Annotated in this window: 23 protein-coding genes; 13 read left to right on the top strand and 10 right to left on the bottom strand. The window is 62.0% G+C overall.

The window, feature by feature from the left end:
* Positions 1–60: 60 nt before the first annotated feature.
* The gene (locus CAG44_RS10195; protein WP_085692054.1) at positions 61–969 is read left to right on the top strand and encodes a LysR substrate-binding domain-containing protein; all 909 of its coding nucleotides are present in this window, start codon (positions 61–63) and stop codon (positions 967–969) included.
* Between the two features lie 165 nt (positions 970–1,134).
* Positions 1,135–2,121: a 5'-nucleotidase gene (locus CAG44_RS10200; RefSeq protein ID WP_085692055.1), complete on the top strand. Its 987-nt coding sequence runs from the start codon at positions 1,135–1,137 to the stop codon at positions 2,119–2,121.
* 116 nt (positions 2,122–2,237) lie between these two features.
* On the opposite strand, the gene CAG44_RS10205 is transcribed toward CAG44_RS10200, so the two are convergent.
* Positions 2,238–2,879 (bottom strand): HD domain-containing protein, encoded by a 642-nt coding sequence (locus tag CAG44_RS10205; protein WP_085692056.1) that lies wholly within the window; start codon positions 2,877–2,879, stop codon positions 2,238–2,240.
* 130 nt (positions 2,880–3,009) lie between these two features.
* Between CAG44_RS10205 and CAG44_RS10210 the strand changes: the two genes are divergently transcribed.
* Positions 3,010–3,981, top strand: coding sequence for a GlxA family transcriptional regulator (locus tag CAG44_RS10210; RefSeq protein WP_085692057.1), 972 nt, complete (start codon positions 3,010–3,012; stop codon positions 3,979–3,981).
* Positions 3,982–4,061: 80 nt separating this feature from the next.
* Here the strand turns inward: CAG44_RS10210 and CAG44_RS28910 are convergent, their stop codons facing one another.
* The 7 genes from CAG44_RS28910 to CAG44_RS29095 all read right to left on the bottom strand — a co-directional run bounded on the left by CAG44_RS28910 (position 4,062) and on the right by CAG44_RS29095 (position 9,385).
* Positions 4,062–4,223, bottom strand: coding sequence for a hypothetical protein (locus CAG44_RS28910; protein ID WP_178076944.1), 162 nt, complete (start codon positions 4,221–4,223; stop codon positions 4,062–4,064).
* Positions 4,224–4,419: 196 nt separating this feature from the next.
* Entirely contained in the window at positions 4,420–4,731 is a 312-nt protein-coding gene (locus CAG44_RS29285) for a YkgJ family cysteine cluster protein (protein ID WP_085692058.1), read from the bottom strand.
* Positions 4,732–4,833: 102 nt separating this feature from the next.
* Positions 4,834–5,859 carry a hypothetical protein gene (locus CAG44_RS10220; RefSeq protein ID WP_085692059.1) on the bottom strand — a complete coding sequence of 342 codons (1,026 nt, stop codon included), beginning with the start codon at positions 5,857–5,859 and terminating at the stop codon, positions 4,834–4,836.
* A 10-nt stretch (positions 5,860–5,869) separates the two neighbouring features.
* Positions 5,870–6,445 carry a hypothetical protein gene (locus tag CAG44_RS10225; protein ID WP_085692060.1) on the bottom strand — a complete coding sequence of 192 codons (576 nt, stop codon included), beginning with the start codon at positions 6,443–6,445 and terminating at the stop codon, positions 5,870–5,872.
* Positions 6,446–6,492: 47 nt separating this feature from the next.
* On the bottom strand, positions 6,493–8,055 hold the full coding sequence (locus CAG44_RS10230; RefSeq protein WP_085692061.1) for a hypothetical protein: 1,563 nt from the start codon (positions 8,053–8,055) through the stop codon (positions 6,493–6,495).
* The gene (locus CAG44_RS10235) at positions 8,045–9,124 is read right to left on the bottom strand and encodes a YafY family protein (RefSeq protein WP_085692062.1); all 1,080 of its coding nucleotides are present in this window, start codon (positions 9,122–9,124) and stop codon (positions 8,045–8,047) included. The genes CAG44_RS10230 and CAG44_RS10235 overlap by 11 nt, the downstream gene beginning before the upstream one ends.
* Positions 9,125–9,250: 126 nt before the next feature.
* A complete protein-coding gene (locus tag CAG44_RS29095) occupies positions 9,251–9,385 on the bottom strand; it encodes a hypothetical protein (RefSeq protein ID WP_256575294.1) in 135 nt (44 codons plus the stop codon).
* A gap of 279 nt (positions 9,386–9,664) precedes the next feature.
* On the opposite strand from CAG44_RS29095, the gene CAG44_RS10240 reads away from it, so the two are divergent.
* From CAG44_RS10240 to CAG44_RS10275, 8 genes are all read left to right on the top strand, one after another.
* Entirely contained in the window at positions 9,665–11,422 is a 1,758-nt protein-coding gene (locus CAG44_RS10240; protein WP_085692063.1) for an OPT family oligopeptide transporter, read from the top strand.
* Positions 11,423–11,560: 138 nt separating this feature from the next.
* Complete coding sequence (locus tag CAG44_RS10245; RefSeq protein WP_085692064.1) at positions 11,561–13,819, top strand: sigma-54 dependent transcriptional regulator; 2,259 nt, start codon at positions 11,561–11,563, stop codon at positions 13,817–13,819.
* Between the two features lie 30 nt (positions 13,820–13,849).
* Positions 13,850–15,046 (top strand): DUF917 family protein, encoded by a 1,197-nt coding sequence (locus CAG44_RS10250; RefSeq protein WP_085692065.1) that lies wholly within the window; start codon positions 13,850–13,852, stop codon positions 15,044–15,046.
* Positions 15,043–15,759: an aspartate/glutamate racemase family protein gene (locus CAG44_RS10255; protein WP_085692066.1), complete on the top strand. Its 717-nt coding sequence runs from the start codon at positions 15,043–15,045 to the stop codon at positions 15,757–15,759. The genes CAG44_RS10250 and CAG44_RS10255 overlap by 4 nt, the downstream gene beginning before the upstream one ends.
* Positions 15,760–15,939: 180 nt before the next feature.
* On the top strand, positions 15,940–16,629 hold the full coding sequence (locus CAG44_RS10260; protein ID WP_046614039.1) for a hypothetical protein: 690 nt from the start codon (positions 15,940–15,942) through the stop codon (positions 16,627–16,629).
* Positions 16,630–16,692: 63 nt separating this feature from the next.
* Entirely contained in the window at positions 16,693–17,130 is a 438-nt protein-coding gene (locus CAG44_RS10265) for a hypothetical protein (protein WP_085619443.1), read from the top strand.
* Positions 17,131–17,247: 117 nt separating this feature from the next.
* Entirely contained in the window at positions 17,248–18,525 is a 1,278-nt protein-coding gene (locus CAG44_RS10270; RefSeq protein WP_085692067.1) for a bifunctional O-acetylhomoserine aminocarboxypropyltransferase/cysteine synthase, read from the top strand.
* 64 nt (positions 18,526–18,589) lie between these two features.
* A complete protein-coding gene (locus tag CAG44_RS10275) occupies positions 18,590–19,354 on the top strand; it encodes a hypothetical protein (protein WP_085619441.1) in 765 nt (254 codons plus the stop codon).
* A 452-nt stretch (positions 19,355–19,806) separates the two neighbouring features.
* Here CAG44_RS10275 and CAG44_RS10285 read toward each other — a convergent pair whose 3' ends face one another.
* On the bottom strand, positions 19,807–19,986 hold the full coding sequence (locus CAG44_RS10285) for a hypothetical protein (protein ID WP_170978830.1): 180 nt from the start codon (positions 19,984–19,986) through the stop codon (positions 19,807–19,809).
* A 96-nt stretch (positions 19,987–20,082) separates the two neighbouring features.
* The gene (locus tag CAG44_RS28915; protein WP_178076943.1) at positions 20,083–20,250 is read right to left on the bottom strand and encodes a hypothetical protein; all 168 of its coding nucleotides are present in this window, start codon (positions 20,248–20,250) and stop codon (positions 20,083–20,085) included.
* Positions 20,251–20,495: 245 nt separating this feature from the next.
* On the opposite strand from CAG44_RS28915, the gene CAG44_RS10290 reads away from it, so the two are divergent.
* Complete coding sequence (locus tag CAG44_RS10290) at positions 20,496–23,714, top strand: T6SS effector BTH_I2691 family protein (protein ID WP_085692069.1); 3,219 nt, start codon at positions 20,496–20,498, stop codon at positions 23,712–23,714.
* Entirely contained in the window at positions 23,711–24,511 is an 801-nt protein-coding gene (locus CAG44_RS29100) for a DUF6708 domain-containing protein (RefSeq protein ID WP_256575259.1), read from the top strand. The genes CAG44_RS10290 and CAG44_RS29100 overlap by 4 nt, the downstream gene beginning before the upstream one ends.
* Positions 24,512–24,608: the final 97 nt, after the last annotated feature.

Genomic DNA, 24,608 nt, shown 5'->3' on the forward strand with positions numbered 1-24,608 from the left:
TCCGAAGCTGAGCCGCACTAGACTGCATTTTTGCGAACCACCTTTGCTGAAGAGGCACAAATGGACTTCAGTGGAAGATCCGGAGAGATGGAAATATTTGCCAAGGTGGCCCAGGAGGGCAGCCTGTCCGCCGCCGCCCGGGCGCTGGGCCTGACGCCTTCGGCGGTGAGCCGGATCCTCGCGCGCACCGAACAGCGCCTGGGCACCCGCCTGCTGCTGCGCACCACCCGGGCGATCACCCTCACGCCCGAGGGCGAAGCGTACCTGCGCGGTGCACGGCGGGTGCTGGCCGACATGCTAGAAGTGGAAGAGGCCATCACCGACCAGGGCGTGCCACGCGGGCGCTTGCGGGTCAGCGCAGCGCTGGGCCATGGCCGCTTGACCGTGGTGCCGTTGCTGGCAGCGTTCAGCGCGCGCTACCCGCAGGTGCTGGTCGACCTTACCCTCAGCGACGAAGTGGCCGACATTCTCGGCGGCCAGGCCGACGTGGCGCTGCGCTTTGGCCACCTGCCGGACAGTTCGTTGAGCGCCCGCGCCATTGGCGAAACCGGCCAGGTGATCGTCGCCTCGCCCGAGTACCTGGCGCGCTGCGGTACGCCGCTTGTGCCGGAGGACCTGGCCCGACACAACTGCCTGCGCTTCAACTTCCGCCGCGCCGCACCCGACTGGCCGTTCCGCCGCGACGGGCAGGTTTTTTCATTGAAGGTGACGGGCAATATCGAATGCAGCAGCGGCGAGGCCTTGGCGCAGTTGGCCAGGCTCGGCGCCGGCGTGGCGCGCATCGGTACCTTTACCGTGGCCGATGACCTGGCCAAAGGGCAGCTGGTGCCGTTGCTGGAGGCGTACAACCCAGGTGATTGCGAGCCGATCCACGCGGTGTTCGTCGGCGGCCCGGCGATGCCGGCGCGGGTGCGGGTGTTCGTGGATTTTCTGGTGGAGCAACTGTCAGTCCTGCCCAGCGCCTTGTAGGAGCGGCCTTGTGTCGCGAAAGGGCTGCAGAGCAGCCCCAACAGACTATGCACAGTTGCTGAAATCCAGGGGCCGCTTTGCGGCCCTTTCGCGACACAAGGCCGCTCCTACAGAATCGCGCTGTACAGGATCCCTTGCCCTCGGCTCACGCTCAGGAGTTGCTTCATGCCCTACCCCATCGAACAGAAACTGGTCATCGGCGTTGCTTCGAGTGCGCTGTTCGACCTCACCGTCTCGGACGACATCTACCAGACCGAGGGCGTCGAGGCTTACCGCCAGCACCAGCAGCAGAACCTGGACGAACCCTTCCCCAAGGGTGTGGCGTTCCCGTTCATTCGTCGCTTCCTGAGCATCAACCAGGCCTTCCCCGAGCAGTTGCCGGTGGAGGTGGTGCTGCTGTCGCGCAACTCGCCGGAAACCGGCCTGCGGGTGTTTCGCTCGATCAGCCACTACCAGCTGGACATCACCCGCGCGGCGTTCATGTCGGGCCGCTCGCCCTACGAGTACATCCCGGCGTTCAATGCCTCGCTGTTTCTCAGCGCCAACGAGGAAGATGTGCAGAAAGCCATCGACGCCAACTACCCGGCCGGGCGGGTGCTGCCGACACGCATCTACGATGACGAGATCGACACCGAACTGCGGGTAGCCTTCGACTTTGACGGGGTGATTGCCGATGACGAGGCCGAGCGCGTGTACAAGCGCGACGACAACCTGGACGAGTTTCAGGAGCATGAACGCGTGCGCAAGGGCATCCCGCATTCGCCGGGGCCGCTGGCGGACCTGTACCGCAAGCTTTCGCTGATTCGCATGCTCGAAGACCGCAAGTTGGCCGAGGACCCGGCGTACAAGCGCATCTTGCGGATTGCCATCGTGACGGCGCGCAATGCCCCTTCGCACGAGCGGGTGGTGACGACGTTGAAAGACTGGGGCGTATCGCCGGACGAATGCTTCTTTCTGGGCGGGATGGAAAAACCCAGGGTGCTGTCGATACTGAAGCCGCATGTGTTCTTTGATGACCAGCGCAGCCATTTGCAATCGCCGGCGGGGGATTTGCCGATGGTGCATGTGCCGTTCGGGGTGGCGAATCGCGAGCGTTCGGCGGCGGACTCTGCGCTCGACGTGCCAGCTCCCACTTCGATAGCACCAGTTTGATCTGATGCGCAACCTGTGGGAGCGGGCACGCCCGCGAAGGGTCGCAAAGCGGCCCCAATCTGTTTAGCTGACTTGCACCAGGGCCTGCGAACACCGGCAGCACCAGCCCGCTTTACTCAGCTCGCCCAGCAGGACTGCCGAATGATGCTGCAGAAATTCCCAGGCCGGAATGCAGGTTCCTTGTCCGCGATCACATCCGCCTTCACGTTGCCAAACGTGGTCTGCGGCTTGTGCCGGATCCCGTCGTAAAACGCCTGGATGATCGCCTCCTTGAACCGCTCCCCACGCGGGTGCGCCTGAACCACTTCGTCCCGCGCGGCAATCCCCAGTCCTTCGTGGTGCAGCCCCAGCACATCAGTCTCCACCCCCGCCGTGACCAGGGCGATCAGCGGGTGCATGTGCTCTGGAATGCCCGGCGTGGTATGCAGCGCGATCGCCGTCCACACACGCTCGACATCGCGCTCGTCCACACCGTGGCGCTGGAGGAAATCGCGCGCCGCATTGGCACCGTCCACCTCGAAGCGGCAGCAATCGCTGCTGTGCTGGTGGGTCAGGCCCATGTCATGGAACATGCAGCCTGCGTACAGCAGTTCACTGTCGTAGCGCAGCCCCAGCCGCTGCCCGGCAAGGGCCGCGAAGTAGAACACCCGGCTGGAGTGGTGGAACAGCAAAGGGGAAGCCGTGTCACGGACGAGCTCGGTGATTTCCCGAGCCATGGCGCTGTCGGGCACCTGGATACCGGCGATAGATGAGGACATGGTTGCTCCTGGGTGGGTTGATGACGAGCCCAGTCTGCGGTCGTGAGCCAATGTCCTCAATTGACTTGTAACGCCAGATACTGCCATTGTCGGCGGATTACGGACTTGCGGCGCAACGCCCGGAGCCACCATGCCCTCTGCCCCCATCACGGTCGCCATCCTGGCCATGCCCGGCGTACAACTGCTGGATGCCTGCGGCCCGCTCGATGTGTTCGCCGAAGCCAACCGCCAGGCCGGCCGTGATGCCTATCGCCTGCTGTTGCTGGCTTGCGAACCGGGGCCACTGGTGAGCTCTTCCGGTACGCGCCTGGTCGCCGACGGCTGGATCGGCGAAGACCTGGACGCCATCGACACCTTGCTGGTCGCCGGCACGCCGCAGGCTGCCGAGCAATACCTGCGCCCCGGCATTCTCGACTGGCTGCGGCAACGCGCGGGCGCTTGCCGGCGTTACGGCTCGGTGTGCACGGGGGCGTTTGCCCTGGCGGCTGCCGGGTTGCTGGATGACCGGCGTGTGACCACCCATTGGGCCGTGGCGCAGCCGCTGGCCGAGCGTTATCCGCGGGTGCAGGTGGATGCCGACGCCATTCAGGTGCATGACGGCAACCTGCGTACCGCTGCGGGGGTAACGGCCGGGCTGGACCTGGCGCTGGCCCTGGTGGAAGAAGACCTGGGGCGGGATATTGCCAAGCAGGTTGCCGGGCACCTGGTGATGTACTTCAAGCGGCCTGGCGGGCAGCTGCAGTTCAGCCGGCAAGGTGGGACATCACCGGTTGGGCGTTCGGCATTGCAGGGGTTGCAGCGTTACGTGGCCGGCAACCCTGCACTGGACCACGGGGTTGCCAGCCTGGCTGCGCGGGTTGGGCTGAGCCCGAGGCATTTTGCACGGGTGTTTCAGGGTGATGTGGGCATGACCCCGGCCGCGTGGGTGGAGCTGGCGCGGGTGAATGCTGCGCGGGCGCGGCTGGAGGCTGGGCGAGAGGCACCGAAGCAGGTGGCGGCGCTGTGCGGGTTTGCCAATGCGGATACGTTGCGGCGGGCGTTCGTGAAGCATGTGGGGGTGACGCCGGCGGAGTATCGCAAGCGGTTTGGGCGGTCGGGGTGAGGTGAACCGTGGTATGTGCGCTCGCGCCGGGTACGCTTTAGCGACCCGGCCGAGGCTGTGCGCTCCATCGCTAGGTCAGCTTAGCGAGGGCCACCGCCCTGATGGCCGCCAAAGCCACCGCCGCCACCGTGGCCACCACCATGACCACCGCCACCACCCGGCGGCATGAAAATCCAGCAGCCTGACAAGGCCGATACCAACGCCGCAACCAGAGCTGCGCGGAAAAGGTGTTTCGACTTCATTGGAACGCTCCACAAGGCTAGATCTGCTGCCTGCCATTACCAAGTTCGGCAGCGGGCGGATTCTAGAGTGACAGCGTGATGGCCTGGGGAAACTTTGCATATCTTTACAGTCGGTGCAGTGTGGGAAAGCAAAATGGACTACCAGATTCGCTTGGCGGTACGCACGACACCAGGGCATGCGCTAAAGACGGGTTGCTCAGGTAGTACTTTTGCACAGCACAGCCCGATGCCCGTCATTCTGCAGTTCGATGCAAACCGCCACATTCATCGCCACAAACTCATCCCAGCCATAGTGCTCGGCGAAACGCTCAACGTACTGACGATCTACACGGCAGATATCAGGTCGTTGCTCGTAGATACCGCAGCCTTTTCGCAAGGAGTCGTAGTGACTGCAAACACCATCCCCCCGATCCAGAAACCGAGTCTCGTCAGATTTGTCCACACGTTGGCAGCACAAGCCACATTGGTTACAGGGGAACCTCGATAACGCTGAGTCGGAGGTAATCATTCAGACCTCATCCGCGCCTTGGGAGGGCTGTATTGAAATTGAAGAGCCCACGCAAATGCGTGGGCTCTAGTATTGCTAGCGCAGCATTTGAACCAGCAACACTCAAGCGACAGGAGCGTCCAGGCCAGCTTTCTTGCCATTAGCAACCAGCGTGACGTCCTTGATGCGCTTTTCAGTGGACAGCACCAAGTTACCGTCAGTATCCAGAATCGGAGTGTCGATCATGGCCTTGAGCAACTGGGCAAACTTGACCGAGCCGAACACCACTTTTTTGCTTTGATCCGAGTAACCACGGTAGTCGACACCTTGCTGATCGATAACCGTCTTCATTTCATTCACAGCGCGACGCAGTTGCGAGCTGACATTGGAGAAGGTGTTGTTGGCTAGCGTGGTGACTTGTGCAATGGCGCTCAATTTGTCGGTCATCAGCTTGGCTTGGTCGCGGATTGTACGGGCCTGTTCCATGTTACTGCGGGCCTTGTTCAGGGCCTCTTCACCCTTGTTACCCAGAACGTGGCCAAAGATGGCCAATGCCGGACCCGCCACAATGCCACCCAGAACCATCATACCGCCTGCCATGCCGTAACCGCCTGCGGCCAGCGAACCACCACCCAACCAGGCCAGGGTAGCATTAGTTGCAGCCACCCCCCCTAGCGAAGAAATGGCAGTGCCGGTGCTGGCAGTCGCCAGCAACATGGTGCCGTTGTAGGCACCGAAGGCAAGTGCTGCGCCGCCACTCAGGCCCGCACCCAAGCCCAGACCTGCGTCCTGCAGCGCTTTATAATCCTGGCGTAGCCCAGTCAGCGTCTTGCTGGTGAAATCGCCTGCGTTGAGCTTGTCCAGTTCCGGGCTCTGCGAGAGTTCAACGTTCTTGATACGCTCATAAGTCGTGATGAAATCGGCAATTACGCCATTGAACGCACGCAGTTTGCGCTGACCGTAGTCTTCCAACGTACTGTTGGTCTTCTCGCGCTGATCTTCAATTTCCTCGTTGGCGTTGTTGACCATGGTACGAGCGTCTTCGTTGAGATCGCTGGCATTACTGTGGTCGATAGCACCACTGACGCCTTTGACTGCACCGTAGATGCCAGCGATGGCGGCGGCGCCGATAAGCAGGGGTAATGGCATGATGCGTTCCTTACTCAAGCACAATTGAGATGGTTTTGTTGACTTCCTTGTTCAGCACTTCTGCGCGTTCCAGGAGGTCATCGAAGATGAAGTCTTCAAGTTTGTGGTGCTGTTGAAACTCTTTGAGTAGTGCCCATTCGATGCTGGAAATACAGCCACCTCGCAGCGACACGAGTATCAGCTCGAACAGCATTACCTTCGGAATGGAAGGTTGATCGCACTTCTTGTCCTTGAGCAATTCCTTGAGCACGGTCTTCGCTGCCTGGGCACGGGACTCAGGGCGATCTGCCTGGGTGATAGGAAACGTCTTGACGGCCTCAAGCAGGCTCGACTGCACATCGGTCCGTCTACCAGGCCAGACGAACGATGACGACTGTTGGTTGATACCTGCCAATTGCTCCATTTCGGCAATCAGTTCGCGCTCATGCTCACCTTCCTGGATTGAAAGGGCATCGAGGTTGGTGCCGGCATTCACTTCAGCGGCTGTCTTGCCATCCCACAACAGGGGCTTATCGGAAAGCGCGAGCAGCTTTGCCAGGTCTATCAAATGTTTTTTGTCCGGCGTGGACAGGAGCTTGATCAGCATGAACGGTGTTGTCCTCGTTCCTTGGAAATTTTAAGTCGGCAACATGCTTACAGAACCAGCGGGCTGTCGCTGTCCATGAAACTGTCGAACTCATCTTGTGTCTGGAACTGCAGCTTCTTGCCCAGCAACGTGGCGTACTCATTGATCGCCGCTGCAACCTCATCAGTACTGACGCTGCCGGTGGCATTGATCTTGGAAAACAGCTGCTGCGTCTCCCTTCGCAATTGCGGGATTTCACGGCTGGTGAACTCATCCAAGGCGGCCTGCTCAACAGCGATACGATCGCGGGCAGCAGCCTGGATGGCACGGGTGCGCTCCAGCTGAATACGGGAAAGTTCAGCCCCGCATGCGGCATCCAGGGCTGCCTGGTAGAACAGCGAAGACAGGGTGTAGCCGATCATGCCGCCAACGGCCGCGCCTACGAATGGAATTGGAATAGCGACTTGGCCGACGGCCGCCATCATGCTGCTGGCGAGCATGCCCGAGCCCTTCTCGCCCAGTTCAGCAAGCAACTGCGCTTCGCTGATTTCACCGGTGACGTATCGCTTGACGGAACTGCCGAGCGACAGGCAAACATTCACTGCCATTGCCGGTGCATTTGTATTGGCCAGATTACGAAGAGTCACATTGCCGGACTGCTGCATACCCCCCTTGAGTGCTGCACCGACAAATGCAGTGCCATAGCCAAGAGCACCTGCCTTGGCGGTATCTGTCGCTACCGCACGCGCTGCATCTGTGAGGTCTTGCTTGCCTTGCGCAACCGAGAACACATTCTGCAGCGTCGAGATACTGGCCCCGACAATCGCACCAAGCTTGGCGCCCTCCAGGCCGGCGCGATGACTAGTGCGGCCGATATCCATTACCGTGGCGAGTTCGGGGTTCTCACGATAGAAAATGGCGTCCTCGGTGGTCAGCCCACTGTCTTTGACGTTATCCGCCAACTGCTCGTAATTATCCGCATCGCGGCGAAGCTTGGCCGCTACGTCTGGCTTGCCCGCCGCATCGACCTTGGTAGCCTGCTCGCGCAGCGCTGCAGCCTTTTCGCGACAATGAGCTTCTGCTCCTTCAAACTGTTCGGATGGCAGCTCGAGCTTGATTCCACGGTAGCGGGCGAACTTTCCGTTCTCGCTGGCAATGTCCTCGAACAACTGATCGCGGTTACCCACAAACTTCATCTGCGACTGCGTGCCTTCAATAACCTGCCCGTCTATGAGCTGCACACGGTCCACCACATTGTGGTTCTTGCCGTATTGGGGCAGGTCGTCACTGCGCGAAGTACGCACTTTCGAACCATTGATGATTGCCTCGGCATTATCACAGCTGGTGGTAGCTACCTCCGCAGAATAGCCTGCCTGTTGTTTGATGTTCTGCTTGGCGTAGAGCGGGTCGTCGTTGACTTTGTGCTTGGCAATATCGGCCAGCCCCTTGGCGAAGCGCTGCCCGGTTTCGTTATCGACGCCCGTGAAGCCTTTGATGTATTCGGCATTGGCACTGCCAAAGCGGCTGACGGTTTCGCTGGTGGAAAGCGCCGTCACGCTCTGGATAATGTCCCGTTGGATCTCTTCATGGTTGCTGTTCGAGTTGGACGGTTTTGACGAATCAGACTTCATTGTTGGTTTCCTGGCAGCCAGAGGGGTGGTTGGCAACGGAAGACAGTTCGGCTGACGGCTGCGCGTACAATGCCTGCGCGTCCATAAGCCTTGTTCGGATGGTTTGGACCCAGCTGCGCGGTTCATGCAGGCGAGCGTTCTCTCCCAGACCGAATAGCCACCACTGGGTTTCCTGATCATCAGGTACGCTGGCTCGCACACGGTGCCAGTCTGAGCCTGGCAAGTGCTCCAGGCGCTGGTTTCGTGCAAGTGGTGTTTCGCTCAACAGCCAAGCAATTTGCGGTGCTACGTCGGCCACTAACTCGACGTGCTCGACCGGCCCCGGAGTGTTGAAACCTCCGCCCAGCAAATAGCTGTCGATGTCAAACCCATACGCAGTTTCCGCAGGTGCCTCCAGGCAGGTCACTTGCTGGATGCGATGCAGAGCGAACTGACGCGCATCGGTGTAGCCATCGACAACGGCTATCAGGTAACTGATGGAGTGACGCGCGACAATCCCCAGCGGATGCAGGCGCAACGTCTTAGGCTGGCCTTTACTACGGCTGAGGTAGAGCACGTCCAACTGGCGCTTATCCAGTAGTGCATCCGCGACCTTGGACCAGATCACCGTATCCACTTCTGCAGGTTGCAGTGCCTTGCCATTAGGCAGCGCACGCACGCTATCACGCCAATGCGCAAGGTTGTTGTGTTGCAGCGCGTTGATTTGACGGCGGGCCAGGTCGAAATGAGGCATCAGCAGCTGCATCACGCTGGGAGGTAGCAGTTTGTCCAGATGGCTTTGGGCAAGCACGAACGCCAATGCAGTAGGCGTGTCCAAGGCCGGGTACTCGAAGTCCGGCGTGTTGCTGGGGAAGCTCCAGCGATAGGGTTTCTGGCTTTCATCGCAAAGCAACGGGAAGTCCAGTGCAAGGCGCCCTGCCAAATCGCGCTGCAGCGTGCGTGGATCGAAGTCGAACCGTTCGCGCCGCAGCCGCTCAAACAACTCGGTGGTGGAGATACTCTTCGGCTCACGGGGGATGAGACGCAGTAGGGCCAGATGCCGGAACAGCCTGTCTTTGGGATCTGACATGAAACGTGCTCAATCGACCTTGATGATGATTCGCTGGCGTCATATTGCTGGCGAACTGTCCTTTGATGGCTTTTTAGCACTATCCGCTATCAACTACCAGTAGCAAAAAGCCATATATCAAAATTCTCACGCTGTGGGCTGAGCGCTGCGGCGGCCGCGCTCGCGCTCCAGTTCGCGCTGCAGATCAACGACTGCCTGGGTCTTCTTCATCAACAGCACGCCGACGACCAGTCCGACGGCGAAGCAAGTCAATTCTTTCATTCCGAAAATCCTCGGGGGTTGGATGCAGGCATCCTGGCAGTCCCCTGCGACATTCTGTGTCGCTACTTTGCCGTTACACAATTTGCAATCGCCAGCGGGGGATTTGCCGATTGGTGCATGCGTCGTGCGGGGTGGCAAACGGAGGGCGCGCAAGGATGGACTGTCCGGACGATATGCCCGTTGGTAGGCAGCCTGCACAACCGCAAGCAACAGTGAACCTTTGTGGCAGCAGTGGCTCAGTTGTGCAAAGCGCGCTTACCACTCCGACAAGGGATTGCCATGAGAGATGCCCCGTCCACCGCTCTTCCCCAGGCTCGCATCGAACGTGAACTGAGCCTGCGGGCGGTGCTCACCGGCGTAGTGCTGGGCATTCTGCTGACACCCTCGAATGTGTACGCGGGCCTTCGGATCGGCTGGTCGTTCAACATGTCGATCATCGCCTTGCTGGTCGGCTTCGCCCTGTGGCAGGGCCTGGCGGGGCGCAGGAAGGGACGGCCCGCATGGACGCTGCAAGAAAGCAACATCAACCAGACCGTGGCCTCGGCCGCCGCGTCCATCGTTTCTGGCGGGCTGGTCGCGCCGATCCCCGCCTATACCCTGCTTACCGGTCACCAGCTGGACCCGCTGCCGATGATGGCCTGGGTGTTCTCCGTGAGTTTCCTGGGCATCTGGATCGCCTGGTATCTGCGCCCCGCCCTGCTCGATGACCATGGCCTGAAGTTCCCTGAGGGCATGGCGACCCTGGAGACATTGCAGCAGATCTACCGCCACGGCCACGAAGCCATGATGCGGATAAAGGTGCTGTGCAGTGCCGCGTTGCTGTCGGGGCTGGTGAAGTGGATTGACGGGTTCGTCTGGGCGATACCGCGCTGGGCACCCTCGCCTGCGCTCGAGCGCCTGACCTTCACGCTCGATCCTTCGCTGATGCTGGTCGGCTTCGGCGGCATCATCGGTATCCGCGTGGGCCTGACGCTGCTGTTCGGCGCCGCGCTGGCCTGGGGCGGGCTGGCACCGTGGCTGATCGACCATGCCCTGGTGGTGCTGGCCCCGAACGCCAGCGGCCCACAGTTCGCTGCCCTGGTGGAATGGCTGTTGTGGCCGGGCGTCAGCCTGATGGTATGCGCGACCCTGACTTCATTGTCGGTCCGCCTGTTGCAAATGCCCCGGCAAAGGCCCACCGCCCCGCTGGCAAGTCGGGCAGCGCACGCCCGTGGGCGATTTTCCCTGGCACCTGCGTGCGGGCTGTTATTGTCCATTGCGCTGGTGGTGGCGTTACAGGCGTTGCTGTTCGGCATCGACTGGTGGATGGCGCTGCTGAGCATTCCCTTGGCGATATGCCTTGCGGTGGTCGCCGCGCGCGTGGTCGGTGCCACCGGTATTGCGCCGATCGGCGCCATCGGCAAGCTGTCGCAGCTCAGCTTTGGCCTGGTCGCCCCGGGCCAGGTGGCCATCAACCTGATGAGCGCCAACACTTCCGGTGGTGCGGCCGGGCAAGCTACCGACCTGATGAACGACTTCAAGGTTGGCCAGGCGATCGGCGCCACGCCATACAAGCAACTGATTGCACAGTGCCTGGGCATTCTCATCGGCAGCGTGGCGGGCGTGCTGGTGTACCTGGTGCTGATTCCCGATCCGCAGACCCTGCTGCTTACCGAGCAATGGCCCGCACCGGCCGTGGCGACCTGGAAGGCCGTGGCCCAGACCCTGATGCAGGGGCTGGGGGCGCTGTCGCCGGAGCTGCGCTGGGCGATCGTGGCCGGCAGCGCGGCAGGCGTGCTGCTGGGCGCGCTGGACAGCCTGCTGCCGCAATGGGTGGCGCGCTGGCTGCCGAGTACCGGCGCGCTGGGGCTGGCGTTCATATTGCCGGCATCGATCAGCATGATGATGGGGCTCGGCGCGGTGGTTACCTGGCTGGTCGGTTGCCGTTGGCCGAGCGTTACAGAGCGGTTTGCGATCACGGCCGCAGCGGGGCTGATTGCCGGGGAAAGCATTACCGGGGTGGCGGCATCGTTCTGGGAGATGGTGCGGATGCTGTAGTGGTTGGCATGGCGCAGCCATGCTGCACCCACGCGCCATTTACGACGTTCTGACCGGTGGCCACCCGGACACACAGCAGCGGCCGCGTCGCTCTGCTATACCTCATTGCCTGGCTCACCCCAACGAGGATGGATTCTCATGGAGCCACTGTGCACCACGCACCCGGGCGACGAGGACGGCGTGCCTGGCCGTTCGCCTGCCATGCAGGCGCTGCAAGCCCTGCTGCGGCGGGTGGCGCAGAGCGACCGGCCGGTGCTGATCTTTGGCCCGACGGGAGCCGGCAAGGAAGTCATCGCCCAGCAACTGCACCGTCTGAGCGCGCCGGGCAAACCGTTCATCGACCTCAACTGCGGGGCGATCCCCGAGCAATTGCTCGAGTCCGAGCTTTTTGGCCATGCCCGCGGCGCGTTCACCGGCGCGGTTGGCGAGCGCATGGGCCATCTGCAGATGGCTGGGGCGGGGACTCTGTTCCTCGACGAGATCGGCGAACTGCCCCTGGCCCTGCAGCCAAAGCTGCTGCGGGTACTGGAAACCGGGCAGTACCGGCCGCTCGGTAGCAGCGAGAGCCGGCACTTCCGCGGCAGGGTGGTGGCGGCCACCCACCGTGACCTCAAGCGCCTGGTGGCCGAGGAGCGCTTTCGCGAAGACCTGTACTACCGCTTGTCGGTGTTCGAGCTCGAACTGCCGGGGCTGAACGAGCGGCGGGAGGACATCCCGGACCTGATCGAGCACTTCTGCCGTCAGCAACGGCGACCGCTGCACTTCGATGCCGCAGCGCTGGAGCTGCTGTGCCAGCGAGATTGGCCCGGCAATGTGCGCGAACTGCGCAATTCGATCGATCGCATCGGCACCCTGGCCCCGTCATCACTGGTCGGCCGGGAAACCCTCGAGCAGTTGCTGGCACCGCCCTCGCCCGCCTCTGCGCTTGCCGTAGAGCTGGTCGAAGCGCTGCTCGGGCTTGAGGGGCCGGACAAACTGGCGGCGGTGGAAACACTGCTGATCGAGCATGCGCTGAACCGCTGCAACGGCAACAAGAGTGCTGCGGCGCAGCTGTTGGGGGTCAATCGCAAGGTGATCGAGCGGCGGGTCCGGTTGCGCCAGGACTTGCGCCTGACCGTGGAGCGCTACCTGGCCGAAGGCCGCAAGCTGATCGACGGGGCCGACTTCCGCGGCGCCCTGGGCCCTTTGCAGAAAGGCCTGGAAGTAGCCGAGCGGGTCTACGAGGGCAAAGACCTGTGGCGTTTGCAATTTGAGTTGCACCGGTTACTGGGAGTTAGCTTTCGCAGTATTGAGGGCTGGTTGAGCATCACCAGCCTGGCCAGCTACCGGGACGCCCAGGCCTTGGCCGCGCGCCAAGGCCAGGCGCAAGAGATGGCGTCGGTGTCGTTCGGGCTGTGGACCACCCTGTTGATGGGCCTGGAACTGGCAGAGGCCCGCGCTACGGCACAACAGATGCTGCAGCAGGCGCAGATAGCCGGTGGCGAAGCACTGCGCATCGAGGCCCACCTGGCCATGGCCAACACCCTGTTCTGGCTCGGCGACTTCGAGGAAAGCCTGGCCTGCCTGACGCGCGGCAGGCTGCTGGAGGACGACCAGGCCAGTTGGCCATCGAACCAAGGGCTGGACCTGGTAGGCCTGGCCCGCACTTTCGAAGGCCTGGCCGCCTTCGAGCTGGGCCTGTTCAGCCAGGCGCGCCAGGCGCTGGCCCGCTTGCAATCCCGCGCCGAGCAGGCGGTCGACAACCCCTTCAACCGCGCGGTCGCTCTGCAGGGCGCGGCCTGGCTCGCCGCAGTGCTGGGCGAGCGCGATGCACTCGGGCGCCAGGCCCGCGAGCTGGAGCTGCTCAGTGCGCGCCACGAGTTCTCCTTCTACCGGGGCGTGGGCATGATCCTGCGCGGCTATCACCAGGGCATATCCGGTGAGTACGAAGCCGGTGAACAGGCCATTGCCGAAGGCTACCAGCAGCATGTACTGCGTAACGGCGGCCTGTTGTTCCATGGCTTCCAGGCCTGGAAGCGCGGCGAAGTGCTGTTGCTGGGCGGGCGTGCAGAGGCCTGCCTGGAACTGGTGGATGTCGCCCTCGACCTGGCCCAGGACCATCAGGAGCGCGCCTACCTGTGCGAACTGATGCTGTTACGCGGCCGGGCGCTGCTGGCGCTTGGTGACGACCGCGAAGCCGAGGCGACCCTGCGCGTCGCCTTGTCCACCGCACTGACCCTCGGCGTGGTGCCGGCGCGGCTGCACGCCGCCTTGGAATTGGCCCGGTTGCTCGAACGCAGCGAACGTGGCGCCCAGGTGCAGTCGATCCTGGTGCGCGCGCTACGCGGTCTCGACCCGCAACTGGACTACCCGCCCGCCAGCACCGTGCGTAGCTGGCTGGCACGTTTGTCGAGCTGACCCCCTCAACCCGAAAGCAGGAGCACGATCATGGCGTTTGAGCTGGAGCACAAGGATCTGCAAGCGTTGATCAACGGTGGTTGTTTCTTTGGCAGTGGTGGTGGCGGCACCTTGGCGTCGGCCCGGCACTTGCTGGCCGCGTTCAATGTCGGGGAATTCTACCCGCGCGACCGCGTCAGGGTGGTCACGGTGGATGAGGCCCGTGCCGGCGACGCCGCGGTAGTGGCGTACATGGGTGCACCGGAAACGATCGGGCGTTGCCAGTACCCGCTCGGGCCGATTCAGGCCCTGGAATGCTTGCGCCAGCGCCTGAACGAGCAGGGCCGCGAGCTTGCCTATGTCGTGCCGCCGGAAAGCGGCGCGCTGGGCTTTCTGGTTGCGTGCCTGGCCGCCGCCAAGCTGGGCCTGGCGGTGGTCGATGCGGACGGCGCCGGGCGCGCGGTGCCCTCATTGCCGATGCTCACCTTCGCTGCTGCCGGTATACCGCCGCGGCCGGCGTTCGTGGTTAGCCAGGGCGGACTGGTGGTGGAGTTGAATGTGACGCCGCCGGCCAAGGCCCAAGGGTACGCAGAAAACGCCAATGTGATCGCCGAGCAAATGTTGCGCCCTGTGGTCGGCTCGCCGGCGTTCGGTGAGTTCGGTGGCCTGGCGCTATGGTGCATGAGCCCCGACCAGCTGCCTTCCGCGCTGCCGCTGCGCGGCACCCTCAGCCGCGCCCTGGCGCTGGGCAGAGCCCTGGCTGCGGGGCAGCTGCACACTTGCCAGGCCGTGCTCGACTGGCTTGGCCAGTTCGGCCTGATGGCCCGCTGCCTGTCCCGCAATGCGCGCCTGACCCACGCCGGCGTGACTACCCAGGGCGGCTTTGACATCGGCCGCATCGACCTCGACAGCCCGGAAGGCAGCTTGCGCCTGTGCTACGAGAACGAGTCGCTGTTGCTGTGGGACAAGCACCAGCCGCAACCGCTGGCCATGGCCCCGGACAGCATTGCCTGGTTCTTCGAAGGCCCGGGGCCGGCACTGGCCTCCAACGGCGACCTGGTGCGCGCCGACGGCTCGCTGGACCCGAGCTATGCCGGGCGCGGTGCCTGCCTGATCGGCTGGCAGGCGGCGGCGCCGCTACGCCAACCCGGTGGATTGATCGCGTGGAGCTTCGAGCAGTTGCTGGCAGACCTGGGTTACATGGGCGCCTACCGAAGCATCGAGCAACTGCAGGAGTTACGACTATGAGCCTGCGTATTGCGGTTCTCGCGCCGGTCAACAGCAGCAACTACAACGAGGGCCTGCTGGCCTCGATAGCCCCAGTGGTGCCCCCGGACGTCGAGGTCCAGGTGTACAACATCGACCAGGGCAGCCCGTGTATCCAGAACCGGCTGAATCTCACCGAGAACGCCCTGGCGGTGGTGCGCCTGGCCCAACAGCTTGAGCAGCAGGGGTTCGACGGCATCTGGCTGAGCGATTTCGACATGTGCGGCGTGGAGCCTGCCCGCGAAGTGATCGATATCCCGATCATTGGCGGCTTCCCCACCTCCGCGTTCAGTGCCCTGGGGTTGTGTCAGCGGTTTTCCATCATCACCATCCTGCAGAGCACCCTGGCCCTGCAACGCGGTCATGTGGCCAATTATGGCCAGAGCATCAATTTTGCCTCCATCCGTTCCATCGACTGCCCGGTGGCCCAGTTGGGTGATGTGGAGGTGGTACTGGTCAAGGCATTGCAAGCCGGGCTGGCGGCCATCAAAGAGGACGGCGCGCAGGCACTGTTGCTTGGCTGTACCGGCTTCATGGGTGTCGCCGAGCGCTTGTCGAAGCTTATCGAGCAGGACCTTGGCTGCTACGTACCGGTGCTGGACCCCAACCAGTGTGGCTTCGGCTTCCTGCTGTCGCTGGTGCGAATGAAGGTGCGACCGAGCCGTTTGTGCTACGCCAGGGCGCCCCTTGGCTGAGGTGGCCGGATACGTCCGCCATCGGCTCCCCCAGGTGGACGAAAACGTCCACCTGTACCCCTGCTTTTCGGCCTAACTGGTTGAAAGGAAAGCGATCACCAGCCTGGCATGATCGATGCTCCTGACACTGGGCCGAGCGCGTGACCCCACACGCTCGGCCCACATGACAAGGAGAGCATCATGAGCACTGACTACTATGTAGACTTCGACAACCAGACCAACGATACCTGGACCCTCGCGGTCTACCAGACCTTGCCAAGCTCGGTAGGGCTCGACAGCGTGTCCTGGAAGCAGACCACCGTGCCCACCCAGGGCTTCAGCGGGGTGGAGTGGACCATCGACTACAACGTGGTGATCGCCAACTATCGGCAGGTCGGTGGCGTCGGGGTGTACAAGGCCAGCCAGACGCTGTCGACGCAGCTCGGATCGGTCTGGGACTGTGTGTTCAAGGACAACGTCCAGCAACTGGTGCTGGGTAGCGGCTCGGCGCCCGGAGACAGCATCCAGATCAACAACAAATCGAACTTGCCTGCCAACCTGGGTATCGGCATGAGCGGGCAGGGTTCGGTGTTCAAGCCGGATGTGGTCGGTAGCGGCCAGGCTCAGTTCAAGGTGACACCCACTTATTACTTGGGGCTGTTCCAGAAAGTACAGCTGGGTGAAGTCATCAGCAGCAACGTCGTTGTCGGCCCAAGAGAGATCAAGTTCCCCAGTGGCATGAACTGCGCAACCGCAACTGCGCGCATGGACGGCGCCAATATCAAACTGACCATCACCTACTCCGAAGTGACCAAAGTATCCTACGAGGCTACCCAACGGTTGATCGCTGCCCGCCAGGAGCGCCTTGGCAGGGTTCTCGAACACGCCTGAAGCTGCGGCCGGCGCGCAGCAGCGCGCCGGCCTGCTGTCGCCGGATTCGGCAAGGAGCTGAGAATGAACAAACCCATAGAAATCGCCACCATCAACGCCGGCCCGCTGGCGTTTACCGCCGACCCAAAGGTGAGTGGCGCCCAGTTACTGGACTTCGTCCATACCGTGGATCAGCAGATCCAAAGCGTCACCAAAGGCCTGGTCGAGCAGTTGAAGAAGGAAAAGATCAACGCCCGCGTGGCGCAGCAGGGCCGTGACTACCTGATCATCCAGGAGGGCGTCAGCCCAGCTTCGCTTTCGCAACACGACAGCGTGGAGACCGATCCCGCACCACAACCCTCGCGGATCCGCATTTACGTCCGCAGTAGCGACGCACCGCCCACCATCAATGCGATGCGACTGTTCTTCCGTGACTGGCGCGCAGTGGCGGGTTTGATCGCGGTAGGTGGCGCCTGGTATGGAGGGCAGTGGTTGATGCAGGTGCGCCGGCAGGACCAGTAGAAGCGCCCGTGGATGCGATGGGCTGCTGCCCGGCAGCCCATCGCGCGTTCACGCTTGACCCATACCCTTCCCCCGCCACATGCTCGATCGCTCCACCCACGCTCAAGGAACGATTGCATGAAGCTGGAAACCCTCGCCATCCACGCAGGCTTCAGCCCCGACCCGACCACTCGGGCAGTGGCCGTACCGATCTACCAGACCACTTCCTTCGCCTTCGACGACACTCAGCACGGCGCCGACCTGTTCGACCTGAAGGTGGCCGGCAACATCTACTCGCGCATCATGAACCCCACCAACGACGTGCTCGAGCAGCGCATGGCCGCCCTGGAGGGCGGGGTTGGCGCGCTGGCGGTGGCCTCGGGCATGGCGGCCATCACCTATGCCATCCAGACCGTCGCCGAGGCCGGCGACAACATTGTCTCGGTGGCCAAGCTGTACGGCGGCACCTACAACCTGCTGGCCCACACCCTGCCGCGCATGGGCATCCATACCCGCTTCGCCGCCCATGACGACATCGCCGCCCTCGAAGCATTGATCGATTCGCGCACCAAGGCGGTGTTCTGCGAGTCCATCGGCAACCCTGCCGGCAATATCGTCGACATCGCCGCGCTGGCCGAGGCCGCCCACCGCCATGGTGTGCCGCTGATCGTCGACAACACCGTGGCCACCCCGGTGCTGTGCCGGCCGTTCGAGCACGGTGCCGATATCGTCGTGCACTCGCTGACTAAGTACATCGGCGGCCACGGCACCAGCATCGGCGGCATCGTCATCGACTCCGGCAAGTTCCCCTGGGCCGACAACAAGGAACGCTTCGCCCTGCTCAACACCCCCGACCCGTCCTACCACGGCGTCACCTACACCGAAGCCTTCGGCCCCGCCGCCTTCATCGGCCGCTGCCGCGTGGTGCCGTTGCGCAACACCGGTGCCGCGCTGTCGCCGTTCAATGCCTTCCTGATCCTGCAAGGCCTGGAAACCTTGGCCCTGCGCATGGAGCGCCACACCGAGAACGCGCTGAAGGTCGCCCGCTACCTGCAAGCCCACGAGCAGGTGGCGTGGGTGAAATATGCAGGGCTGCCCGACCACCCCGAGCATGAACTGGCCCGGCGCTACACCGGCGGCAAACCGGCGTCGATCCTGTCGTTCGGCATCAAGGGCGGCCAGGCGGCCGGTGCGCGCTTCATCGATGCGTTGCAGCTGGTGGTGCGCCTGGTAAACATCGGCGACGCCAAGTCGCTGGCCTGCCACCCCGCCTCCACTACACACCGCCAGCTCAACGACGACGAGCTGGAAAAGGCCGGCGTGCCACGGGACATGGTGCGCCTGTCGATCGGCATCGAGCACAGCGACGACATCATCGCCGACCTGGCCCAGGCGCTGGAGGCCAGCCGCGGTTGACTCATCTGCGCCCTACCCAATGCCTACGGCGGGCGCACCTTTCGCACATATGGATAGCCCTGCGATGACCCTGTTCTACCTCAAGCTGATCGTCACCCCGCTACTGATGTGGGCCATCTCCCTCGCCTCGCGTCGCTGGGGTGGCCTGCTCGGTGGGTTGCTTTCCGGCCTGCCGATCACTTCGGCCTTGGTAATGACCTTCCTGTGCCTGGAACAGGGCACGGCCTTTGCCTTGGGTGCGGTGCCCGGCGCGCTGGGCGGCCTGGCGGCGGTGCAGGCCACTTACACTTTCTACCTGTTCGCTACACGCAGGCTCGGCATCGGCCCGGCCGTATTACTGGCGATGCTGTTCTATGGTGTAGCGGCCTATGCGTTTACCCACGGGGGCAACCTGTACCTGTCGATTGCCGTGGCGCTGGTGCTGATTGGCGTGCTGATACGCGCCAGCGGCCGCGAGCCCAGGCCGGATGCCCTGGCCCGACCCCGGCAGCGGTTTTGGGAGATCCCTCTGCGCATGGTGTCTGCCACTTCGTTGCTGATGGTCATCACAAGCCTGGCCAACTGGCTGGGCCCGGCGGCCAGCGGCATGCTGGCGCCGATCCCGGTGATTGCCTGGCCGCTGGTGGTATTCGCCCATGTGCAGAATGGCCGTGCCGGAATGGCGGCGATGGTGCGGGGCAATGCGATTGGGGCGGTGGGGGTGATTGCGTTTTATCTGGTATTGGCAGGGCTGCTCGATGGCTGGGGTGTCGCAATTGCCATCAGCCTGGCCATGCTTTGTGCCGTGATCCTGACCGTGGGGCTGGCGGCTGCGTTGCGACGGGGGTGATACGCCAGCGCGCATGCCAGGGCTGCGTCGATTGGGGCTGCTGCGCAGCCCATCGCAGGCAAGCCAGCTCCTACAGGATCACTACAGCCTTCAAGGCAGATGCAGTACCTGTGGGAGCGGGCGCGCCCGCGAACACCGGCGCAGCCGGTGCCAACCACCGCGCTGAATTCTTCGCGGGCATGCCCGCTCCCACAGAATCACAACAGCCTTCAAGACAGCCACAGTACCTGTGGGAGCGGGTTCACCCGCGAACACCGGCGCAGCCGGTGCCAGCCACCGCGCTGGATTCTTCGCGGGCACGCCCGCTCCCACAGAATCACCACAGCCTTCAAGGCAGCCACAGTACCTGTGGGAGCGGGCATGCCCGCGAACACCGGCGCAGCCGGTGCCATGCACCGTGTCGGATTCTTCGCGGGTAAACCCGCTCCCACAGGGCCCTGCCCTATCAATGGTCATTCCCTGCGCTGATCCAGGTCCACCGCAGGCTGCTCCACGCTCTGCCTGCCGTCATCAGCCAAGCTGTCTTCCTCCTGCCAATCACCACCCTCTTCTTCGTTCATGAGCGGGTCGTCGTCAGGGTCGGGTATGGTCGGGCGGTCGGGGTCAACGGCCGGGTCAGGTGAAGTGGGCATGTCCGGGTTCGTGCCGCCTTGGGCATTCGGATCGGGGCTCATCGCTGCATACCTCGCAAGAAAGGTGTGAACCGCATTCGTTCCGGCCAAATCCCGTCAGCGAGGCTGCGGGTGCTCGGTAGAAACCGAATTGTTGGCCTGCACGTCCTCCATCTCCTCCTCGATCGGGCCTTCGTCATCCGAAGGTAGCGGGACCTCTCCGTCACCGCTGCCGGGCTGGGATTCGGTTTGCTCGAGGCCGGGGTCTTTCTGATCGTTTGCCATGGAAGCTCTCCTGGGTTTGCGCATTGATCGCGCATACAGATCGGACGGAAAACGGCCAGCAGCAGTGCCTTGGGTTCGACAGGTGGCGCAAAAGGCCGGGGTACCGATCATGGCCCCATATAGAGCTAAACCATTATTCAGAGACGTTTCCTACAAGCTTTTAGGAAGCCCAATGCCTCTCTAGAAAGCGATTCCCCGTTAGTGTTCAGAGGTCGACAAGGACCTGTCCAACACGAGGATCGCTCATGACCATCAGCCAACGTATTGCCCTCGCGATCGCCGAAGCCGGGCTGCCGCACGACCAGTGCATGTTCTGCGAGCGCCAGGGCCTGCCTATCCTGCCGCTGCGCCGCGCCCTGGTGCCCGATACCCGCCCCGAGTGTGTTTCCACCGTGGCGGATAACCGGCATATCTCGACAAAGATCGGCTTGCGCACTTTGCGCATGGGCTTCCTCTATGTGCTGCTCGACCAGCAGGTCTGGCATGCCTATGCCGTCAGCGAGCAAGGCCATCTGCGCCGCTTCAACCCTTATGAGCCGCCAGATGGCCCGCCTTCTCCGCTGCCCGAAAAATGCGTGAACGCAGATCACGATATTCCTTCGGCCTTTCTCAACATCGATACCAGCAGGTACGCCAGCGCCTGGCTGGCTTTCTCCAGCGATCCTTGGCCGGTGAGCGTGCTGAACGCCTACAAGAGCGGCGCGTCGCCTGCGCATCGCTTCGAGGGCCTGGACCTGATTCAGGCACGCAACAATCCCGAACTGCTGGGCATCGCCATGACGCCCGATAAGCTTGGGGTCGACCAGCAGGTATTCGAGTACGCCCAGCATGGCTGCGCGCCCTTCGACAGTGCGCATGGCTTCCACAGCCGCTGGTTGCGCCGGTTCGCCCTGCGTGGGTATCTGGTCAATGCGATCAACCGGCACAAGCTGGAAAACGGCGTGCTGGCGGTGGTGCTCGACGACACTGTCGGGCTGATTCAGGAGTACAACCATCAGCGCCTGAACTGGGTACTGAAGCGTCAGGCCTGGCGTGAGGAACCGATGCGGGCTTATCAGCTGCAGACCTCGCAGATCCTGCAGATCATTCGTGCCACGCACAGGGAGTGGGCGGCGCAGAAGGTGCCGTCGCTGGAACCGATGACGGGCGATGCCCCGCCGGTGTTCACCGACCCGGCAGTCGAGCGGCAGCGATTGGTCGAGCGTGCACAGCAGGAGAGTGACGAGCGGCTTGAGGAGCGCTACCACGAACCGCAGCGGGCCGCGTTCCAGGCTGAATACGAGCAGCAGGAGCGCGAGTTTCAGCGTTACATCGACAAGGACGCAAAGGCGTACGTTGCCTTGTTCGATACGCCCATGTTCAAGGTGGCCGAGGCGTACGACTACGACGGTAACGATCGCGAGTCCGGTGTGGCCTACACCAAGACCATGGCCCTGTGCCTGGGCGGCGGCGTTACGGAAGCTGTCGTCCCCCGCCTTGAACCGCATGTTCCCGCTTCCGGCACCAGCGAACTGCTCTGGTTGAAATGGCTGCAGGACCCTGACAGCCCGCCCTACCGCGCGTTGTTGATGCGGGATCGCTCTCTGCTGGCCGGACTGCTGCCCAGTTTCTCCGCCACAGAAGCGATCAACTGGAACGACAGCGACAAGCTCTACGGCATGCTGAGCAAGATCATCGCCAGCGATGACGCCGGCCTGCGCATGCGCAATACCCTCAAGCAGGCCATTGCTGAAACACAGGGCGCACTCAATGCGGCCAGTCAGCGGCTGGCGCCATGCCTGTCGCCTGGCATTCAGAAGGCCGTGCGGCATCTGAACAGCGCCACGCAGTTTCTCTACAACGGCGTGCACCTGATCGAGCTGGAAGTGAAGATGAAGCTGGGCGAGTACTACGCCTTGCAGAGCGCCCACCTCCGGGAGTTGCAGCACAAGGCCAACGCGTCGATCGCCGAGGCACGGGACCGGATGCGCCGCAATATCGATGACTTCGAGTTTGGCTCGATGAAGGCCATGCGCAAGGTGCGGCCGATCATCCAGCACGGGCTGATGAGCCTGGCCGTACTCGACCCGCGGTTCACCAATTCGATGATCAGCGTGACGGTGTGGGTCGAGGGCAAGGCCGAGGAAGTGCATGGCCGGTTGTTCAAGGAGGCCAGCATGGGGGTGACCCAGGCGAGCAGCGCGGCGCAGCTTGCCCTGGTGGATATCTCGGTGGCAGCGGGGACGCTGGAAACCGATGCGCGCAGGTTGTTGCACGGGATGAAGATCATGACGCAGCAGGCGACCCGATTGGTAAAAACCGGTTTTTCCGGGTTGCGCGGGATTGCTGGCAGCTGGGAGGTTCTGCTGTCGATAGGCGGGTTGTATTTGCAGCAGGACAGCCTGGGCAGGAATCAGGAAAAGGCGGAAACGGAGATTGGGCCCAAGGCGTATGAAGCCAAGTTGGCGTTGCAAGGATCGCAGTTGGGCCTGTTGGGAGGGCAAATCGAGCTGGTTGGGCTCATTTTGAGATCAAGTGCTGGTCCACTGAATTTGGGGTGGGCAAAGGGTGTTGCAGCCAGTGGGGGGGCCTTGATAAGGCTTGGTGCTTTGGTGAGTGCGGTTGCAGGGGTCTTTGATGCGGCTCAAGCAATCAATGCGACCAGGCGAGCTGCCGCTACGGGTGATGATGCCGCATACCAGCGACATCTAATTTCGGCCGGTTTGTATGTTCTTGGCACTGTCGCTTTCGGATTCGCAGTACTCTATCCCTTGGTTTTCGGCCCGCTGGGATTGGCGATCGCCTTCACGCTTGCTGCTTATCAACTAAGCAAACGCGCTCAGGAAAATGAATCAACTGATCTGGAGCGCTGGGTAAGGCGGTGCTGCTTTGGAAAAGCAGACGAAAAGCCGACCATTCATTGGAATGTTCCAGAACAAGCGGATATCGCTTTTGCCGAACTCAATGCTGCCACGCTAGGCGTTCAGGCGAAGTTGAATTTTGAGTCGCGTTTGGCAACTGATCCAGGGCTTCCGAAAATCGGTGGCTTGACAAGCACGGAAATAATTAAGGAACTGAAATTCTTGATCGCTTTGCCTATGTACGACGAGCGTTTTTCGGGATATCGCTGGAAATTGATTGCGCATCGTCACGGTGACGGTAATCACCCTGATTACATTGGCGGGGAAACTATTGCTTCGGGAAATTTTTTTGCGAGCTCTGAAGAATTTCTCTCGCCGTCCTCTTCATTTTCGAGCTTCGCGCCTCCACGAATACCAGACCACGACTGCAATTATTCAATTAGCGAGAAGCGAAAACCTTATTCTACTGAACTCAGCCAGTTAGAGATTTCGGGCTCGATAGCGCTCATGGCGACTATAGGAAAACACACAATTGAGGCAGCTACGCTGTTGGTCATGTACTGGCCGGATCGGAGCCTACCAAGTGGGTACATTGAGATTTGTGCCAGGGAGATTAGCGAGTGAAGCGTGATGATAAAGTTTTGTGCGAGCGCGCTTTAGGCTGGAGCCATGACCTTCCCACGGTGCATGAAGCTCCAAAGTGGCGGGAAGTGTGGGCGAGTGTCAAGCCGTCGCCAAACTATTTCGATGATATATATCTCGAGTTACCGCGGAGCAGCACCATCCTTCGAGGTGTTATATTTTTGATTGGGGTTCCGGGTTTGCTATTCGCTTTAGGAATTACGCTTTACTTATACTGGAGCCTTTTGCATGGCAGTTGGCCGCGCGACTGGCTTACAAACATATCAATAGCTCTTCTTCCGGTAGCATTATGGGCTTTGGCTGCCTATGTCAGGCTTGATCTGGTTGCCCCTAGAGACGAGCCTATTCGTTTCAATCGACTTCGCCAGAAAATATATATTTATGAATTTCGATATGACCGCATCTTCATCTTCAGCCGCAAACGCTGGTGCGTCAAACCGGTCGCCTACAACTGGGACGATGTAACCGCCGAAGTCTACCGAGTCTACGCCCCCGGCCACGGTGGCCTGATCGAAAACGTCATGCTGTCGGTCCGCAACCCGGAAACCAACGAAGTCATCGACCGTGTGTTCTTCACCTATGACCTCTACAAAGGCGAAGCCTACTGGGCCATCGCCCGACTATTCATGCAGCAAGGCCCCGAAGCCCTGCCGAAGTTCGTACACCCACCCCGTGACTGGAACGATGACGATGGCCTGAGCCACATGCATTGCCTGGCACCAAAGGTTCATTGGCCGGAGGACATTGACCGTGAGTCCCGTACTGCCCCATCTGACTGAGAGGGCCGATGAACCCCAAGTCTAGAAGGTATAGGCTGCCCTGGGTTGCGGCAGCCTCACTCTTCCCGCGTGGCCACTGCCCAGTCAGGCCCTGCGG

This window comes from Pseudomonas sp. B13(2017), assembly GCF_002113245.1.
GTDB lineage: Bacteria > Pseudomonadota > Gammaproteobacteria > Pseudomonadales > Pseudomonadaceae > Aquipseudomonas > Aquipseudomonas putida_Z.